Genomic DNA, 16,631 nt, shown 5'->3' with positions numbered 1-16,631 from the left:
GCCGCACCCGGTGCCGGTGGACCGGCGGCCCGACCCGGTGCCGGGGGGCCGGCGGCCCTCCCCGGTGCCGGCGGGCCGGCGGCCGCACCCGGTGCCGGTGGGCCGGCGGCCCTACCCGGTGCCGGCGGGCCGGCGGCCGCACCCGGTGCCGGTGGACCGGCGGCCCTACCCGGTGCCGGCGGGCCGGCGGCCGCACCCGGTGCCGGTGGACCGGCGGCCCTACCCGGTGCCGGCGGGCCGGCGGCCGTACCTCGGGCTCGCGGGCCCGGCGGGACTCGTGCCGTGCTCCGGGCACGCCCGGGAGCTCACGGACGCCCGCGGACTGCGCGAGGCCGTGTACGGGCTGGTCCGCGCCGCGCTGGCCGGGCGGCAGCCGGAGCCGGCCGACGTCGAGCGGGTCAACGCGGCGGCCGCCCGGCCCGACCTCGCACCCCGGCTGGGCGACCCGTCCTGGACCGCGCGGCACCCGGCCCGGGCGGCCCTGTCGACGGTGGCCCGGGACGCCGTCCTGCTGGTGCGCGGTCCGCTGCTGGAGCGGGTCAAGAAGTGCGAGAACCCGGACTGTTCCCTGATGTTCCTCGACGACTCCCAGGCCCGCCGCCGCCGTTGGTGCTCCATGGACCGCTGCGGCAACCAGGCGAAGGTCGCCGGCTACCGGTCGCGCAGCCGGGCCGCCTCCACCCGGTGAAGATGGATCAGGACGTCGTGACTGCGGCCGAGGGCGATCCTGAACTCCGGTCCCGGGTAGTCGGTGCCGAAGAACCGCACCGGCCGCACGGCGTCCAGCCACTCCCGGGCCGGTGACGACACCGTCCGCAGGTCGACGACGTAGTCCCGGTACCTGACCTGGTCCAGCACGGCCTCGGCGGTGCCCGGCCCGGCCGGGCCCAGCGTCCACGTCCGCAGGTTCTGGTCGGCGTCCAGGGCGTTGAACGAGCCTTGGTCGAAGGTGACCCCGACGCTCACATAGCCCGCCCCCAGCCGGTCGCGCAGGAACGCGCCCTGCATCCGGGGATAGGTGGCCGGGTCGAAGCTCTCGTAGCCGACGTGGGCGTCGTGCGCCGACACCAGCACCTTGGCGCCGGTGTGCTCCCGCCACCACAGGACGTTCTCGGCCATCGTCCGGTCGCGCCACAGCAGCGAGGCGGCGTTCTGCTCCGGGTCCGCGAAGTCGAACGCGTACCAGCGGGCCGTCTGGTCGATGACCGCCGCGTGCTGCACGGCCCGGTCGTACGCCTCGCGGTCCGCGCCCGGCGCCTGCCCGCGCAGCAGTTCCAGGGCCTCGGCGGTGCGCTCGGCCTTCTCCCGGCGCTCGGCGAGCGGCTGGTTGTAGGAGCCCACCATGTACGTCTCGACCGTCACGGTGGGCCGCAGACCGCGGTAGAGGGCGTCGAGGCGGCTCGTGAGCTCCGGGTGGGCGTCGGCCACGTACCGGGTGACGTCGTCGTAGAGTTCCGGGCCGGTCCAGGCGAAGTCGTCGCCCATGAATCGGACCGGGTCCCCCGGATGGCGGACGTTGTACGCCCGCATCCATTCGACGAGCCGCAGGTACTCGGCGTTGTTCCACCAGAGGTACTCGCTCTGGAACTCGTCGCTCATGATGCGCCCGGGGTCGCCCGTGCCGTGCAGGACGTAGTCGTCCAGGCGCCGTCCGGTGCTCCAGCTGCCCTCCAGGGCGAAGGTGCGCACGCCCTTCTCCTCGACGAGGTGGCGGAAGACGCGGTCCTTGAGGGCGAAGAAGTCGTGTGAGCTGTGGGTGGCCTCGCCCAGCCCGACGACCTGGGCGTCGCCGATCATCCGGTCCAGGGCGCGCAGATCGCCGGTGTCGCCGCCGGGCTCGACGGTGCGCAGGGGGTGGGCGCCGCGGTCGAGGGCCGTCACGACGCCCGCGTCGTCCGAAGCGGTGGTGACGGAGGCGGTGGTGGCGGAGGCGGAGGCCGGCGCGGCGACGGCCGCGACGGAGAGGGTGCCGAGGAGGGAGAGGACGATGCCGATGCCGATGCCGGCGGCGATGCCGGTCCGGTGACGTTTCATGCTCCGAGCGTGCCGCCCCGGCGCCCGGCACACCATCCTGTGATCCACCGTCCGGGGGTGCGGGCAGCCCGGGCGTGAGCACGGGGGATTCCCTTCGCGCCCGCGTGCGCCCGGTGTCTTCCCCGGCAGGTGAGAACGATCTAGGCTCGCTCGCGGACAGTTCCGGTCCTCGATGCAGCCGATGGTCCGTCGGGTCCCGCGAGGTGGTGAAGAGACGTTCGAGGCTGCCGGGGAAAGGGAACGGGACTGGCGATGCGAGATGTACGTGAGCGTGCGGCGCCCCTCGTGCGGCTGGCCCGGCGCTACCGGGAGCCCAGTGTCGTCCAGGCGCTGCGGTCCGCCGCCGCGGCCACGGTCGCGTATGTCATCGCGCTGCGCCTGAGCCCCGAGGCGCTGCCGCTGACCGCGCCGCTGACGGCGCTGCTGGTCGTCCAGGTCACCCTGTACGCGACGCTCACCAACGGGGTCCGCCGGGTGAACTCGGTGGTGGCCGGCGTGCTCGTCGCCATCGCCTTCAGCCTGCTGGTCGGTCTGACCTGGTGGAGCCTCGCGCTGCTGATCATCGCCTCGCTGGCCGTGGGACATCTGGTGCGGGTCGACGAGTACGTCCCCGAGGTGGCGATCAGCGCCATGCTGGTGCTGGGGGTCACCACCGTCGGCGACACGGCGTGGGCGCGGGTGGTGGAGACGCTGATCGGCGCGGTCGTCGGGCTCGGCACCAATGTGCTGCTGCCGCCTCCCGTGTGGGTGGAGGAGGCGGGCGAGTCGATCGAGGGACTGGCCCGCCGGCTGCGGCAGCTGATGCTGCGCATCGGCGAGGAGGCCGCCGGACGCACGCCGTTCGAGCAGGCGGCCGCCCGGCTGCACGAGGCCCGCCGGCTGGACCACGACATCGTGTCGGTGGACGCGGCCCTGCGGCAGGCCGAGGACAGCCTGCGGCTCAACCCGCGGGTGCGGGAGGGGCTGCTGCACCGGGTGGTGCTGCGCACCGGTCTGGACACGCTGGAGATCTGCACGGTCGTGCTGCGGGTGCTCGCCCGGACCCTCACCGACCTCGCCAAGGAGCGCGAGCCGCAGCCGCTGTTCCCGCCCGAGATCGGCGAGACCGTGGAGCGGCTGCTGTCGGAGATCGCCGACGCGGTGGTCAGCTTCGGGGTGCTGGTGACCACGTCCGTCAGCCTCAACGCGGACGCCGCCGAGGCCCGGCTCAGCGCCGAGCTGCGACAGGCCGCGGCCACCCGCGACAAGCTCGCCCAACTGCTGCTGGAGCAGCTCCAGCACGACGCCCGCCAGTGGCAGCTGCACGGCGCGGCGCTGACCGAGGTCAACCGCATCATCGACGAGCTCGACACCGAGCACCGCTCCCGCCGGCTCCTGGAGGAGCTGGACCTCGTCTCACGGGAGCAGCGCGAACGGATGCCGCGGCTGACCCGGCTGCGCGAGCGCCTGGGCGTTCAGGAGCAGCTGTGGCGGAACCGTACGGGGATCGGCGGGCGTTTTCAGTGAGGGAGCGCCGGGCGGGGCCGGCGCGCGACGCGAGGGAGCGGGCCGATGACCGGGACCACCGTACGGATCGACGGGGACACGTTGCGGCTGCCGGGCGGGGTGGCGGTGCGGTTCATGCGGACCCTGCGGCTGCCGGAGAGCGGTACGCACGACCTGCCGCCGGGCCTCGGCACGTTCCCGGTGCGGCGGGTCTCCGACCACCCCGACACGGTGCCCGCCGACTGGCTGGCGCGCGGTGGGGTGATGCTGCCGATGTGTCTGCGCGAGGCGATGTGGCTGAGCTTCGGGGGCTCGACGGAGCCGGCCGCGCTGCAGGTCGGAGCGGGCAAGGTGTGCGCGGTCTCCGGCAAGCCGTGGAGCGACCGGCTCTCCCGTGATCCGCAGAACTACGTCACGCTGCCCCGTCAGCCCTGGCTGGACGGCATCAACTCGGGCCGGGGCACGGTGCGCCAGTTCGTGGCGGTGCCGCTGGGCCTGGGGGCGACCGTGGAGGGCCAGGTCACCGGCGAGGAGGTCTGGGGCGGGGTCCAGCTGCAGTCGTTCCCGCTGAACGAGCGCAAGCGCGCCGAGTGGCTGGAGGCGGAGCGCCGCCGCGCCCTGGAGACGAGCAGCGTGAAGTCGGTGCGGGTCGCCGGCTACGGCGCCCCGCCGCCCGCGCCCGGCGCGGCCCCGATGATGCCCGCCGCCGCCCCCGCTCCGGGCGGCGCGCCCCGGGCCCGGGCGGCCGCGGCGATGGGCCTGGGGGTGGGCGGTTCGATGCGGCAGGAGGTCTACAAGGACGTCCGTCCGGTCGCGGACTACACCGACGGGCCCGCCGCCCGGGTCTTCGTGCATCTCGTGACGCCCCCGGAGTGGCGTCGCATCACCGGCGAGGAGCCTCCGGCCTCTCCGGTGGACCGCGCCGCGTACACCGCGGCCGGGCTGCCCTGGTACGACTACTACGACAACGACGCGCACGACGTCGCTCCCAGCGACGCCCTGGCGGACGTGCAGCCGGTCGGCGACTGGCTCGGCGCCGATCTCGACCCGTGGCAGCCGCCCGCCCCCGGCCAGGTCCACCCTCTGAAGGACGCACCGGGGAAGCCGGTGGAGGACGGCGACTGGTAGCTCCGCTCCCCCGGCTCCCCCGCCCGGGGGGGGGTTCCGCTTTTGCGTTCGACGGCCGGTCCGGGTCAAAGTGGCAGTCACGGCGGAGACGGACGACGACCTGAGGTGCCGGCAATGGGCAGTGGGACGGAAGCGGCGTGCGGCGGCCTGAGCAGGCGCCGTTTCGTCGGACTGCTCGGCGGCGCGGCCGCGGCTTCGGCCCTGGCCGCGTGCGGCGACGAGGGCGACTCATCCGCTGCCCAGGGAACCCGGGAGGCCCAGGAGGCGCGGGACGCCCAGCAGGGCGCGCCGCAGCAGCCGTCGTCGTCCCCGTCGTCGTCCGCGTCGCCGGAGCCGTCGCCGTCCGCCTCGCGGAGTCTCTCCGGCCCCCGCCCTCTCTACTTGGGTACGTACACCTCCGCCGAGGGCGGCGGGAAGGGCATCGGCGTCGCCTCGTACGACTCGGCGTCGGGGCGGATCACCGGCCGGGGCACGATCACCGGCGTCCCGGACCCGTCGTATCTCGCGGTGCACCCGAACGGCAGAACGCTGTACGCGGCGAACGAACGCGAGCGCGGCGCCGTGACCGCCGTACGGCTGTCGGATCAGAAGGTGCTGGGCAGCAGGGCCACGGGCGGGGCGCACACCTGCCAGGTGTCGGTCCATCCGAGCGGCCGGTGGCTGCTGAGCGCCGACTTCGGCTCGGGCAGCGTGGCCGTGCACCCCATCGACGCCTCGGGGGCGCTCGGCGAGCGCACCGACAAGGTCGTCCACAGCCGTCCGGCGCCCCGGTCGGGCCAACAGGGGCCGCACGCGCACCAGTTCATCACGTCCCCGGACGGCGGCCATGTCCTCGCCGTCGACCTCGGCACGGACACGGTGTACAGCTACCGTCTGGACGGCACGGCGGGCACCCTCACCGAGGTCGCGCAGGCGCACACCCGGTCGGGCGCCGGTCCGCGCCACCTCACGTTCCATCCCGGCGGCAGGTACGCCTACCTCGCGAACGAGGTCGACGACACGGTCGCGGTCTGCTCCTACGCCCCGTCGAGCGGCCGGCTGACGATCGGGAAGCCGCAGTCCACGGGCTCGAAGGCGGACACCAACTACCCGGCGCAGTTCGCCGTCACGCCGGACGGCAGGTACGCGTACCTGGCCAACCGCGGCGACAACACCCTCGCGCGCTACGCGGTGGAGTCGGCCGGGGCCCGGCTGCGGCTGCTCGGCACGGTGCCGGTGGAAGGGGACTTCCCTCGGCAGATCGCCCTGTCCCCGGACGGCGGTCTGCTGTTCGCCGCCAACCAGCGCTCCGGCACGGTCAGCGTCTTCCGGGTGGACGGCGCGGACGGTGGACTGCGGCTCGCGGGCGAGCCGTTCGCGTCACCCGTCGCCGTCTGTGCGCTGCCGCTGTAGGGCGCGCGGGCAGGAGGCGGCGGCCGCCTGTGTGAGCAGGACGTGCATGCGCTCGGTGAGCTGGGAGACGTCGTCGGCGGGCGCGTGGAAGGGCAGGCGTACATCGCCGTGGGCGCGGGCGCGCTCGATGCGCAGCGTCAGCCCGTGCCGGTCCACGGCGAGCGGCTGGACCCGGACGGCGCCGTGCAGGCTGCCTGGGTCGACGAGCCGGGTGAGCCGCTCCACCGCGTCGGGGTGGGAGTCGGCGAGATGCGTGAGCAAGTGGGCCTCGGCGGTCGCGAGGGGGTCGGGCTCGGCCTGCGCGAACTCGTCGAGGCCGACGACGACCGCGCCGGTGGGCTGTTTCAGCACGACGCGGGTCGCGTGGAAGACGAGAGCCTCGTCCTCGGGGGCGAACCAGCCGGCCAGCCAGAGCCGGGCCCGGATACGGTTGCGGACGGGGACGGGGGCGACGTCGCCGAACTCCAGCACCGCGCACGGCTCGCCGCGGGGCGCGCAGATCGCCGCGGTGAGCAGGGCGCTGTCCTCGGGCACGTGCAGGATCACCCTGCCGTCCTCGTCGACGGTGTGCGCACCGACGAACTCCTCGCGCCCGCCGTCCGCGGTCACCGCGCAGGACCACGAGGCCGCGAGCACCGAACGGGCCCGCTCGGCAGCGGCAGGCACGGCAGCCCAGCTTTGGCTGTCACCCATCCCAAACCTCCTTAGGTAAGCCTTGCCTAACCTATCGGAGATCCGTGCCCGCGCCAACCGCCATGGCCACACCCGTCGGGTCCGGGCATCAGCCGCCGGCCCTCGGGAGTGAAGGTGAAGGTGTCGTCGAGGGGGCCGTCCTCACCGAAGCGCACCGCGAACAGGATCGGCTGCGAGCGCTTCGGGGGCCACTCCCCGTCCGGCTCCGTGCCGTTCCAGAGGTGGAACCACACCATCGGCTCCGCGAGATCCGGCCCGAAGTAGCCGAGCGTCTTGCCGTAGTACGGGTTGGTGCCGCCCAGCATCAGGGCCGCCCCCGTACATGCCAAGGCGTCTCAGCATCGAGTTCACCTGCTCGACCAGATGCGCGTGGATGTCTTCGGCGCTCGCGAGGGAGTCCGGGGAGTCGGAGGAAGTCATCCCCCATTCTCCCCCGCCGAAGATCACCCCGGTAGGGAAATGACCCCCAACAACGCCCGCGCGCACAACTCCCGGACCTGCTCCCGCGACAGGTCCGAACCGCGCAGCCACTCCAGGCAGACCGCCGTCGTGAACGCCAGCCAGCCGCGCACCGCCAGTCGTACGTCGGGGCGCTCGCCGAAGAGCGGGCCGAACTCCGGGTCGGCGCCGAGGGCCGCCAGGATCTGGCGCTCCTGCGCCTGCAGGGCCCGCCGGTAGACCTTGCGCACGGCCTGGTCGCCGGCCGCGTCCGCACGATGGAAGGCGCGGTAGCCGTGCGCGTGCGTCTCCACATACTCCAGGTAGGTGTCGAGACCGGACGCGAGCTGATCGCGGACCGGGATGCCGGGCACCGCCGCCGTCATGCGCAGCATCCGCTCGCTCTCGCGCTCGACGACCGCCGCGAAGAAGTCCCGCTTGGTGGGGAAGTAGTGGTACAGCAGCCCCCGGGAGACGCCCGCGATCTCGGCGACCTGCTCGATCCAGACGTCGTCGTACGGACTCTCCGAGAACAGGCGCGCGCCGACCGTCAGGAGCTGTTCCCTGCGTTCCCCGGTGCTGAGTCGGCGCCGGGTGCGCTCCCCCTGGTTCGCGGCCATGCCCGCACTTTACTTGACGCCGGTTCAACGACGGGACCAGACTGAGGCGCGTTATTGAACCCACGTACAACATGCTCAACCTGCCGCTGCATCAAGGGAGATCGCGTCATGGCGGAGACGGGGACGACGACCGGGGACGTACTGCCGAAGGGGTTTCGCAGCGCGGAGCTCGGCTGGCCCGAGCTGGAGCGCATTCCGCATCCGCCGCACCGGATCCCGCTGCTCGGCGACATCCTGGGCGCGAGCCGGCGCACGCCCCTGCAGGACTCCCTGCGGTACGCCGGACAGTTGGGGCCGATCTTCCGGCGCAAGGCGTTCGGCCGGGAGTTCGTGTTCGTGGGGGGCGCGGCGCTGGCCGCCGACATGGCGGACGAGACGCGCTTCGCCAAGCACGTCGGGCTGGGCATCGCCAATCTGCGGCCCGTCGTCGGGGACGCCCTGTTCACGGCGTACAACCACGAGCCGAACTGGCAGCTGGCGCACGACGTCCTGGCCCCGGGCTTCAGCCGGGAGGCCATGGCGGCCTACCACCCGATGATGCTGGACGTCGCGGAGCGGCTCACCGGCCACTGGGACCGGGAGCTGACCGCGGGCCGGGCGGTGGACGTGCCGGGCGACATGACCAAACTGACCCTGGAGACGATCGCCCGCACCGGCTTCGGCCACGACTTCGGCTCCTTCGAGCGCGCCCGGCCGCATCCCTTCGTGACGGCGATGGTGGGCACCCTCACCTACGCCCAGCGCCTCAACACGGTGCCGTCCCCCGCGCTGCTGCGGCGGGCCACTCGGCGCAACGAGGCCGACATCGCGTACCTCAACGGCACCGTCGACGACCTGGTGCGGGCCCGCCGGGACCAGGGCGGCCGCAGCGGCGCGGACGGCGGGGCCGGTGATCTGCTGGACCGGATGCTCGACACCGCCCACCCCGAGACCGGCGAACGGCTGTCGGCGCAGAACGTGCGGCGGCAGGTCATCACCTTCCTGGTCGCCGGCCACGAGACCACCTCCGGCGCGCTCTCCTTCGCCCTGCACTACCTCTCCCTCAACCCGCGGATCGCGGCCCGCGCCCGCGCCGAGGTGGACCAGGTGTGGGGGGACGCGGCCGTGCCGGCCTACGAGCAGGTGGCGAAGTTGCGCTACGTCCGCCGGGTGCTCGACGAGGCGCTGCGGCTGTGGCCGACGGCGCCCGCGTTCGCGCGGGAGGCCCGGGCGGACACGGTGCTGGGCGGGGAGCATCCGATACGGCGGGGCGGGTGGGCGCTGGTCCTCACCGCGATGCTGCACCGGGACCCCGAGGTGTGGGGGCCGGACGCCGAACGGTTCGACCCGGACCGCTTCGACGCGGCGGCCGTCCGCGCGCGGGCCCCGCACACCTACAAGCCGTGGGGCACCGGGGCGCGGGCCTGCATCGGACGGCAGTTCGCGCTGCACGAGGCCACGCTGGTGCTCGGGCTGCTGCTGCGCCGCTATGAGCTGCGGCCCGACCCGGCGTACCGGCTGCGGGTCACGGAGCGGCTGACGCTGATGCCGGAGGGGCTGCGGCTGCACCTGGAGCGGCGCACACCGACGCAGCTCCCGACGCAGCTCCCGACACAGGCGCCGACGCAGGTGCCGACGCCGAAGCCGACGCCGTCGGGCGTGCCGGTCGATCAGGAGGCCGCGGGGCCGTCCTCAGAGCTGCGGTGTCCAGTGCACCGGGCGGGTGACTGACCCCGGCAGCCTGGTGCCCGCGCTGCCCCGGGCCGCGTTCAGCTGCGGCTGGGTCAGGAAGAACGCGCCGGTCAGATCGGCGTCCGCCAGGTCGGTGTCACGCAGGTCGGCGCCTATCAGGTCCGCTCCGCGCAGATCGGCGCCGGTGAGGTCGGCCGCGATCAGGTAGGCGCCGCGCAGGTTCGCGCCGCGCAGGTCGGCGCCCTTGAGGCGGGCGCCCATCAGGTCGGCGCCCCGGCGCTCCTTCTTGCGCCCGCCCAGGCCGGCCCGGGCCAGTTCGCTGGTCTTCAGGAGCAGTGCGTTGACGTCCTGACGGTGTGCCGGGACGTCGAGCGCGGCCAGTTCGTCCGGGTTCAGCCGGGTGAGTTCCTCCGTCTCCTCCAGGGCCCGGCTCAGGTCGTCGTGGATCGGGCGGGCGGCGGGGAGGGTGAGCGCCTCGGTGAGGTACCAGAGGAGTTCGTGGAGTTGCCGGACCACCGGGAACACGTCGGCCATCCGGCGGGCGTCCGCCCGGGAGGCCGTGCGCCAGTCCCGGCCGCCGAAGGTGAGCTGCGAGACCTTCTGGCCGGCGCCGAAGCAGTCGTAGACCGTGCAGCCGGTGAAGCCCTTCTGCCGCAGCCGTGCGTGGATGCCGCAGCGGTGGTCCTCGCCCAGGTTGGGGCACGCCTTGCCCGCGGGCTTGTCGATGGCGAAGTCCGCGGAGCGGGCGAAGGGCAGGGCCACACAGCACAGCCCGAAGCAGTTCTCGCAGTCGCCGCGCAGTCCGGCCCGGTCCGCGGTCGGATCCGCCGCCCGGTCCGCGGTCGGGTCCGCCGCCGGGTCCGCGGTCGTGTCGGCCGTCGTGTCTCGCATGCCGTCCACCCTACTGACCTGCGGTCTACCGGTTGAACAGCTCGAAGGCCACGGCCGGGCGACCGCCGAACCGCTCGCCCACGGACTTCGCCACCCCGGTCAGAAAGCCCCGTACGTAGGTTTCCGGCTCCTCGTCGGTCAGCGCGGCGATGTAGGAGCGGTGCTCCAGCAGCGAACCCACCGCGCGCTCCAGGCCCGCCGACGCGTCCACGGCGTGGCTGGGCGTCGCCGATCCGGCCACGGCGACCCAGCGCACACCGTTCCAGGGTTCGAGGCCCTGCTCGACGAGTTCCGGGAAGATCCAGCGGTTCCCCGCGTCCCCCGCCGCGTCGAGGACGGCGCGGCCGACGGCGACGTGGTCCGGGGTGTTCCAGGCGACCCCGCCCCAGGTGTCCCGATGGTTGAGGGTGATGACGAGCTCGGGGCGGTGCCGGCGGATCGCGGCGGCGATGTCCCGGCGCAGGGCGGGCCCGTACTCGATGACGCCGTCCCGGTGGTCGAGGAACTCGACCGTGGAGACGCCGACGACGGCCGCACTCGCCCGCTGCTCCCGCTCGCGCAGCGGCCCGCACTCGGCCGGCGGAACGGTGTCGATGCCCGCCTCGCCGCGGGTCGCCAGCACATAGACGACCTCACGGCCGGCGTCGGTCCAGGCCGCGACGGCGGCGGAGCATCCGTACTCGAGGTCGTCCGGATGCGCCACCACGGCCAGGGCACGCTGCCAGTCCTCGGGCATGGGCTGGAGCTGGGAGACAGGCGAATCGGTCATGCCTGAAGACTAATCCGTGACACTGACATCACGCTTCGTCACGGGTCAGGGCGAGCAGCCGGTCCAGGACGCGGGGGCCGCCGGCCCGTACGCCGTCGTGTTCGAACTCGTCGGTGACCCAGGTGCGCAGTCCGCGGATCGCGCGGGCGGTGCGCAGGGAGTGGGCGGTGTCGACATAGAGGTCGTCGTGGTAGATCGCCGCCGCGACCGGGACCTCGTTCGCGGCGAGGCGGGCGGAGTCGTACAGGGGCGGCCAGTCGGTGCGGGCGGCGAGGAGTTCGGCGGTCTCGCGCAGCGGGCGCAGCGCGGGGTCGGTCTCGAACATCCAGGGATGGATCGTTTCTCCGGTCAGCAGCAGCGGTCCGTCGCCGGCGAGCGTCTTCGCGGCGTCGAACTGCGGGAACTCGGCGCGCACCCGCTCGGCCGACCAGGCGGTGGGACGGCCGTCCTGGCCGTAGATCGCCTCGTGGACGAGGGCGTACAGCGGGTGTCCGGCGTAGGAGAGGAGGCCCTGGATCTCCTCCTGGAAGGCGTCGGACAGCTCCGGCCCCCGCGGGGTGGGGACGAACGCCTCCTCCAGGAGGTGGTGCAGTCGATGGCTGCCCTCGCTGCCGCCGAGGAGGATGCCGAGCGTCTGGAAGGCCTCGACGGTCAGGCGGTAGCCGCTGGGGAGCGTCACCTCATGGGTGAGGAGGTGGTCGGCGATGCGGCGGGCGCGTTCGACGTCCTGCGGGTAGCGGGCGTAGTGCGCGGCGACCTTGCGCTCCATGCGCGGGTAGGCGGCGCGGTAGACGTCGTCGGCGTGGGCGTCCAGGGAAGGCAGGCCGCCGGTGATCAGGGCGGCGGCGAGGCCCTCGGGGGCGGTGGAGAGGTAGGTGACCGTGCAGAAGCCGCCGAAGCTCTGGCCGAGCACGGTCCACGGGGCGCCGCCGGTGACCTCGCGGCGGATCAGCTCGCAGTCCCGGACGATGGAGTCGGCCCGGAAGTGCGCGAGGTGGTCGGCCTGTTCGGCCGGGCCGCCGCGCAGCGGGAGCGTCTGACGGTTGGCCGGGGTGGAGTGGCCGGTGCCCCGCTGGTCGAGCAGGAGGACCCGGTACTCCTTCAGGGCGCGGCCGAGCCAGGCCGGCTTGCCGACGAAGCGGTTGGCCCCGAAGCCGGGGCCGCCCTGGAGGTAGAGGAGCCAGGGCAGGTCCTGGCCGGCCTTGTCGCTCGCGACGACCTCACGGGCGTAGAGCCCGATCGTCTCCCCGGTCGGGTCGGCGTGGTCGAGGGGCACGGTGAAGCGGCGGTCGGTGAGTACGACGCCGGGCTGGCGGTAGCTGAGGGACAACAGGGGTCTCCTGGGACGCTCGGTGTGCGGGCCGCGTCCCAGTTCAGCACATGTCCGGACGGCTCCGGAGCCCGGGGGATCATGAACGGTTGCTGAACGGCCGCTCAGCGCGCCGAGAGGCTGGACCTGCGCACCACCAGCTCCGGCTGGAGCACCACCCTGCGGTGTCGGTGCGAGGCGACGCCGACCCCGTTCTCGCTCTCCTCCGTCTCCTCCAGCAGCATCTCGGCGGCCAGGGCGCCCATGGTGACGGCGGGCTGGCGGACCGAGGTGAGGGGGACGGCCGCGGCGGCCGCGAACTCGATGTCGTCGTAGCCGACGATGGCGAGGTCGTCGGGGACGCCGACGCCGGCCGCGTACATGGCCTGCAGGACGCCGAGGGCGAGCAGGTCGTTGGCGCAGAACACGGCGGTCGGGCGGTCGGCGAGGCCGAGGAGGCGGGCGCCCGCGTCCCGGCCGGCGGCCACGTCGAGCCGTTCGGTGGGCAGCTCGCGCAGGGCCTCCGGCCCGAGGCCCGCCTCGGCGAGCGCGTTCAGGGCGCCGGTGCGGCGGTCGCGGACCTGGGTGAAGCCGGGCGGGCCGCTGACATAGGCGATGGAGCGGTGTCCGGCGTCGATCAGGTGCCGGACCGCGAGCGCGCCGCCCGCCACGTCGTCCACCGAGACCGAGCACTCGGTGGTGCCCTCGGAGACCCGGTCGACGAGCACGAAGGGGATGCCGTGCCGGCGGAAGGACTCGATGTTGCGGCCGGTGGCGTCGGCCGGGGTGAGCAGCACGCCGCGCACCCGTTGCTCGGCGAAGAGCGACAGGTACTCGGCCTCCTCGCCGGCGCTCTCGGCGCTGTTGCAGACCATCACGCCGAGCCCGGCGTCCCGGGCGGCCCGTTCGGCGCCGCGGGCGACGTCCACGAAGAAGGGGTTGCCCATGTCGAGGACGAGCAGGCCCATGATCCGGCTGCGCCCCGCGCGCAGCTGGCGGGCGGACTCGCTGCGGACGTAGCCGAGCCGGTCTATCGCCGAGAGCACACGGGCCCGGGTCTCCGTGGCGACGGTGTCCGGGCGGTTGATGACGTTTGACACCGTGCCGACCGAGACTCCGGCGGCACGGGCGACGTCCTTGATACCCACCGAATGGGCCATCAGGCGGGGACCTCCAGGTGAACGGGGCACGGCGGGACGGCCTTCACATTACCGTCATCCCGCCGGGCCCCTGTCCGCGTGTGGATACGGATCATGCGGGCAGTGCGAAGTCGATGACATGGAGCGCCGACGGGGTCGTCCCGGTCGACTTCTCCTGGTACATGAACGACAGCACGTTGTCGGCCTTGACCCGCAGTTCGTCGATGACGACCTCGCCGAAGGCGTTGAGGCCGCTGCCGTCGAAGAGGACCGTCCAGTCGGTGTGGCCGGAGGCCTTGGAGGCGCCGGCGATCCGGCCGAAGGGGAAGATCGCGTAGGCGTTGTCGTACTTGTCGAGGATCAGTTTGGTGCGCTGGCTGGAGCCGAGGACGACGGGGATCTCCGTCTTCTGCCAGGTCCCGGCGGAGTTCTTGCGGACGTGGAAGGCGCGGCCGTTGGCGGTGCGGTCGCTGACATAGTTGGTGGTGCACTGGCCGAAGCGGCCGGGGACGTAGCTGATGATCGCGTGCGGGAGGCCGGTGGAGTCGGTGGCCTGGCTCTCCTGGTTCATCAGGGAGTGGTCCGGGTTGAGCGCGTCCACGACGAGTCCGCTGTCCGTGACGGCCACCTTGTCGGAGCCGCCCGTGGTGCCGACGGCGGTGCCCGCGTTGTTGCGCCAGGTCCGGCCGCGGTCGTCGGAGTAGACGTAGCCGGTGTCGTGGTTGGTGATGCCGCCGCTGGAGCACATCACGGCGCCGTTCTGCTCGCGCCAGGTGAAGAACGAGTGCAGGCGGCCGTTGACGTCGTAGTCGATGCCGTGCAGGTACATGTTGCGGACCGTGCTGGAGCCGTGCTCGCTGGTGTAGGTGCCGGTGGAACTGGTCCACTCGCCGAGGTTCGTCCAGGTCGAGCCGTCGTACTCGGCGAGCGCGTTGCGGCCGTTGCCGGAGATGCCGACCCGGTAGCTGAGCTGGAGCTTGCCCTCGGGGGTGGCGACGAACTGCGGGTAGGTGAACTGGGAGGTGAGCGCGAGCCCGTCGAGGGTGGTCTGGACGGCGCCGAAACGGGCCGAGGTCCAGGAGGTGGTCGCCGGGTTGTCGAGGAGTCCGGCGGTCGACTTCACGTAGAAGAAGCCGTCGCTGTGGGAGTCCATGTCGAGGTGGAGCCGGCCGTCGACCTTGGAGACGCCCATGGAGATGACGTTGTGCGAGTCGCTGGCCTTGAGCTGGTGGGAGAGGGTGACGGTGGACCAGGTGCTGCCGCCGAGGACGCGGCGGGCGACGACCGCGTTCTTCGTGGAGGTGTACCAGGCGGCGTACTGGTAGCCCTTGTAGGTCAACAGGCCGTTCTTCTGGAACGAGTTGTTGTTGACCAGTCCGTCGTAGGACACGAAGAACACGGCCTGCGCGTCGAGTCGGGAAGTGGCCTTCTCGGTCACCGAGGGGCCGGGGTCGGCGGCGCGGGCGGTGCCTGCGGCGAGCACGGGGGACGCCGCGGCGCCGAGGAGCGCGCCGGCCAGGAGGGAACGTCGTCTCATCTCGGGGGACTCCCTTGTCATGCGAGGTGGAACACTTCGGTGAGCGGTTTCATCGCCTCGTCAGGGCGGGACCCGTCGAGGGACTCGAAGAACGGGGACATCTCGGCCTGCCAACGGGCGTTGACGTCGGTGGCCTCCATACCGGCGAGGGCGGCTTCGAAGTCCTCGGTCTCCAGGTAGCCGACGAGCAGGCCGTCGTCTCTCAGGAAGAGCGAGTAGTTGTGCCAGCCGGTGGCCGAGAGAGCTTCGAGCATCTCCGGCCACACGGCGGCATGGCGTTCGCGGTACTCGGCGAGGCGGTCCTGTCGGACCTTGAGCAGGAAACAGACGCGCTGCATGAAGTACCGCTCCCGGTGGGGGGTGACAGGGGCTCAGAAGTTGAACTGGTCGATGTTCTTGGCGTCGAACACGGTCGGCTTGCCGAGGCTGATCACGCCGTCCTTGCCGATGGTGTACGTGGTGCCGCCGGCCTTGAAGGTCTCGCCCTCCTTGCCGGTGATCTGGCCCGAGACCAGCGCCACCGCCGTCTGCGCGGCCAGCGCGCCGAGCTTCGAGGGGTCCCACAGCTCGAAGGCGTCGACGGTGCCGTTCTTGACGTAGTTGCGCATGTCGTTCGGGGTGCCGAGGCCGGTCAGCTTGACCTTGCCCTTGTACTTGGAGCCCGACAGGTACTGGGCGGCTGCCTTGATGCCGACGGTGGTCGGGGAGATGATCCCCTTCAGGTTCGGGAACTCCTGGAGCAGGCCCTGGGTCTGCTGGAAGGACTGCTGGGCGTCGTCGTTGCCGTACGCGACCTTGACGAGCTTGACGTCCTTGTACTTGGCGTCCTTCAGCTCGTCCTTCATGAAGTCGATCCAGGTGTTCTGGTTCGTCGCCGTCTGCGCGGCGGACAGGATCGCGATCTCGCCCTTGTAGCCGATCTGCTCGGCGAGCAGCTGCACCTCGGTGCGGCCCAGGTCCTCGGCGGACGCCTGCGAGACGAAGGCGTTGCGGCACTCGGGGTTGGTGTCGGAGTCGTAGGTGACGACCTTGATCTTGTTGCTCATGGCCTGCTTGAGCGCGGTGCACAGGGCGCCCGGGTCCTGCGCGGACACGGCCATCGCGTCGACCTGCTGCTGGGTCAGGGTGTTGACGTACGACACCTGCCCCGAGGTGTCCGTGGCGCTGGACGGGCCGACCTCCTTGTAGCTGGAGCCCAGCTCCTTCAGGGCCGCCTCGCCGCCCTTGTCGGCGGAGGTGAAGTACGGGTTGTTGACCTGCTTCGGCAGGAAGCCGACGGTCAGGCCCTTCTTGGTGGCCGCATCGGGGTCGGCCTTCCCGCCGGAGGCCGCCGATCCGGTGGACTCGTTCTTCACGTCCTCCTTGGTGGTACCGCCGCAGGCGGTAGCGGCGAGGGAGAGGGAGGAGACGACGGCGAGGGCGGCACAGGCACGCCGGAGGGATGACTTGCGCATGGGGTTCCTTCGTGAGAAAGGTGAGGTGAGGGCGTATTTCTTGGGGGCGCGGGGCTGTATCGATGTGCGGC

At 72.5% G+C, this 16,631-nt stretch carries 16 protein-coding genes; 5 read left to right on the top strand and 11 right to left on the bottom strand.

The features are described 5' to 3' along the window. Positions 1–688: CGNR zinc finger domain-containing protein (locus tag ACWD4O_RS31875; protein ID WP_451285176.1), on the top strand; the 688-nt coding region annotated here is incomplete at its 5' end. Here ACWD4O_RS31875 and ACWD4O_RS31870 read toward each other — a convergent pair. Then, on the bottom strand, positions 652–2,034 hold the full coding sequence (locus tag ACWD4O_RS31870) for an erythromycin esterase family protein (protein WP_451285174.1): 1,383 nt from the start codon (positions 2,032–2,034) through the stop codon (positions 652–654). The genes ACWD4O_RS31875 and ACWD4O_RS31870 overlap by 37 nt on opposite strands. A 252-nt stretch (positions 2,035–2,286) precedes the next feature. On the opposite strand from ACWD4O_RS31870, the gene ACWD4O_RS31865 reads away from it, so the two are divergent. The 3 genes from ACWD4O_RS31865 (at position 2,287) to ACWD4O_RS31855 (ending at position 6,039) form a co-directional block, all read left to right on the top strand. Further along, entirely contained in the window at positions 2,287–3,540 is a 1,254-nt protein-coding gene (locus tag ACWD4O_RS31865) for an FUSC family protein (protein WP_451285172.1), read from the top strand. A 45-nt stretch (positions 3,541–3,585) separates the two neighbouring features. Beyond that, a complete protein-coding gene (locus ACWD4O_RS31860) occupies positions 3,586–4,647 on the top strand; it encodes a hypothetical protein (RefSeq protein ID WP_451285171.1) in 1,062 nt (353 codons plus the stop codon). A 114-nt stretch (positions 4,648–4,761) separates the two neighbouring features. Then, positions 4,762–6,039 carry a lactonase family protein gene (locus ACWD4O_RS31855; RefSeq protein ID WP_451285169.1) on the top strand — a complete coding sequence of 426 codons (1,278 nt, stop codon included), beginning with the start codon at positions 4,762–4,764 and terminating at the stop codon, positions 6,037–6,039. Here the strand turns inward: ACWD4O_RS31855 and ACWD4O_RS31850 are convergent. The 3 genes from ACWD4O_RS31850 to ACWD4O_RS31840 all read right to left on the bottom strand — a co-directional run bounded on the left by ACWD4O_RS31850 (position 6,007) and on the right by ACWD4O_RS31840 (position 7,790). Then, the gene (locus ACWD4O_RS31850) at positions 6,007–6,732 is read right to left on the bottom strand and encodes a DUF2470 domain-containing protein (protein WP_451285167.1); all 726 of its coding nucleotides are present in this window, start codon (positions 6,730–6,732) and stop codon (positions 6,007–6,009) included. The genes ACWD4O_RS31855 and ACWD4O_RS31850 overlap by 33 nt on opposite strands. A gap of 26 nt (positions 6,733–6,758) precedes the next feature. Further along, complete coding sequence (locus ACWD4O_RS31845; protein WP_451285165.1) at positions 6,759–7,061, bottom strand: hypothetical protein; 303 nt, start codon at positions 7,059–7,061, stop codon at positions 6,759–6,761. 114 nt (positions 7,062–7,175) lie between these two features. Beyond that, positions 7,176–7,790, bottom strand: a complete 615-nt coding sequence (locus ACWD4O_RS31840; RefSeq protein WP_351918463.1) for a TetR/AcrR family transcriptional regulator — start codon at positions 7,788–7,790, stop codon at positions 7,176–7,178. A gap of 108 nt (positions 7,791–7,898) precedes the next feature. On the opposite strand from ACWD4O_RS31840, the gene ACWD4O_RS31835 reads away from it, so the two are divergent. Continuing rightward, on the top strand, positions 7,899–9,500 hold the full coding sequence (locus ACWD4O_RS31835) for a cytochrome P450 (RefSeq protein WP_451285164.1): 1,602 nt from the start codon (positions 7,899–7,901) through the stop codon (positions 9,498–9,500). Here ACWD4O_RS31835 and ACWD4O_RS31830 read toward each other — a convergent pair. The 7 genes from ACWD4O_RS31830 to rhaS all read right to left on the bottom strand — a co-directional run bounded on the left by ACWD4O_RS31830 (position 9,462) and on the right by rhaS (position 16,560). Continuing rightward, positions 9,462–10,352 (bottom strand): pentapeptide repeat-containing protein, encoded by an 891-nt coding sequence (locus tag ACWD4O_RS31830; protein ID WP_451285162.1) that lies wholly within the window; start codon positions 10,350–10,352, stop codon positions 9,462–9,464. The two genes, ACWD4O_RS31835 and ACWD4O_RS31830, sit on opposite strands and share 39 nt — an antisense overlap. Positions 10,353–10,377: 25 nt before the next feature. After that, positions 10,378–11,121 (bottom strand): PIG-L deacetylase family protein, encoded by a 744-nt coding sequence (locus tag ACWD4O_RS31825; RefSeq protein ID WP_451285160.1) that lies wholly within the window; start codon positions 11,119–11,121, stop codon positions 10,378–10,380. 28 nt (positions 11,122–11,149) lie between these two features. Continuing rightward, on the bottom strand, positions 11,150–12,451 hold the full coding sequence (locus ACWD4O_RS31820; protein WP_451285158.1) for an alpha/beta fold hydrolase: 1,302 nt from the start codon (positions 12,449–12,451) through the stop codon (positions 11,150–11,152). 104 nt (positions 12,452–12,555) lie between these two features. Then, on the bottom strand, positions 12,556–13,590 hold the full coding sequence (locus ACWD4O_RS31815) for a LacI family DNA-binding transcriptional regulator (protein ID WP_451285157.1): 1,035 nt from the start codon (positions 13,588–13,590) through the stop codon (positions 12,556–12,558). 91 nt (positions 13,591–13,681) lie between these two features. After that, positions 13,682–15,106 carry a BNR repeat-containing protein gene (locus ACWD4O_RS31810; protein WP_451285155.1) on the bottom strand — a complete coding sequence of 475 codons (1,425 nt, stop codon included), beginning with the start codon at positions 15,104–15,106 and terminating at the stop codon, positions 13,682–13,684. A 17-nt stretch (positions 15,107–15,123) separates the two neighbouring features. Continuing rightward, the gene (locus ACWD4O_RS31805) at positions 15,124–15,444 is read right to left on the bottom strand and encodes an L-rhamnose mutarotase (RefSeq protein WP_351918476.1); all 321 of its coding nucleotides are present in this window, start codon (positions 15,442–15,444) and stop codon (positions 15,124–15,126) included. A 33-nt stretch (positions 15,445–15,477) separates the two neighbouring features. Next, complete coding sequence (gene rhaS / locus ACWD4O_RS31800; RefSeq protein ID WP_451285153.1) at positions 15,478–16,560, bottom strand: rhamnose ABC transporter substrate-binding protein; 1,083 nt, start codon at positions 16,558–16,560, stop codon at positions 15,478–15,480. Positions 16,561–16,631: the final 71 nt, after the last annotated feature.

This window comes from Streptomyces sp. NPDC002623 (genome assembly GCF_053592635.1).
Note: the sequence above shows the minus strand (reverse complement) of the source record. Positions and strands in the feature narration are given on the sequence as shown.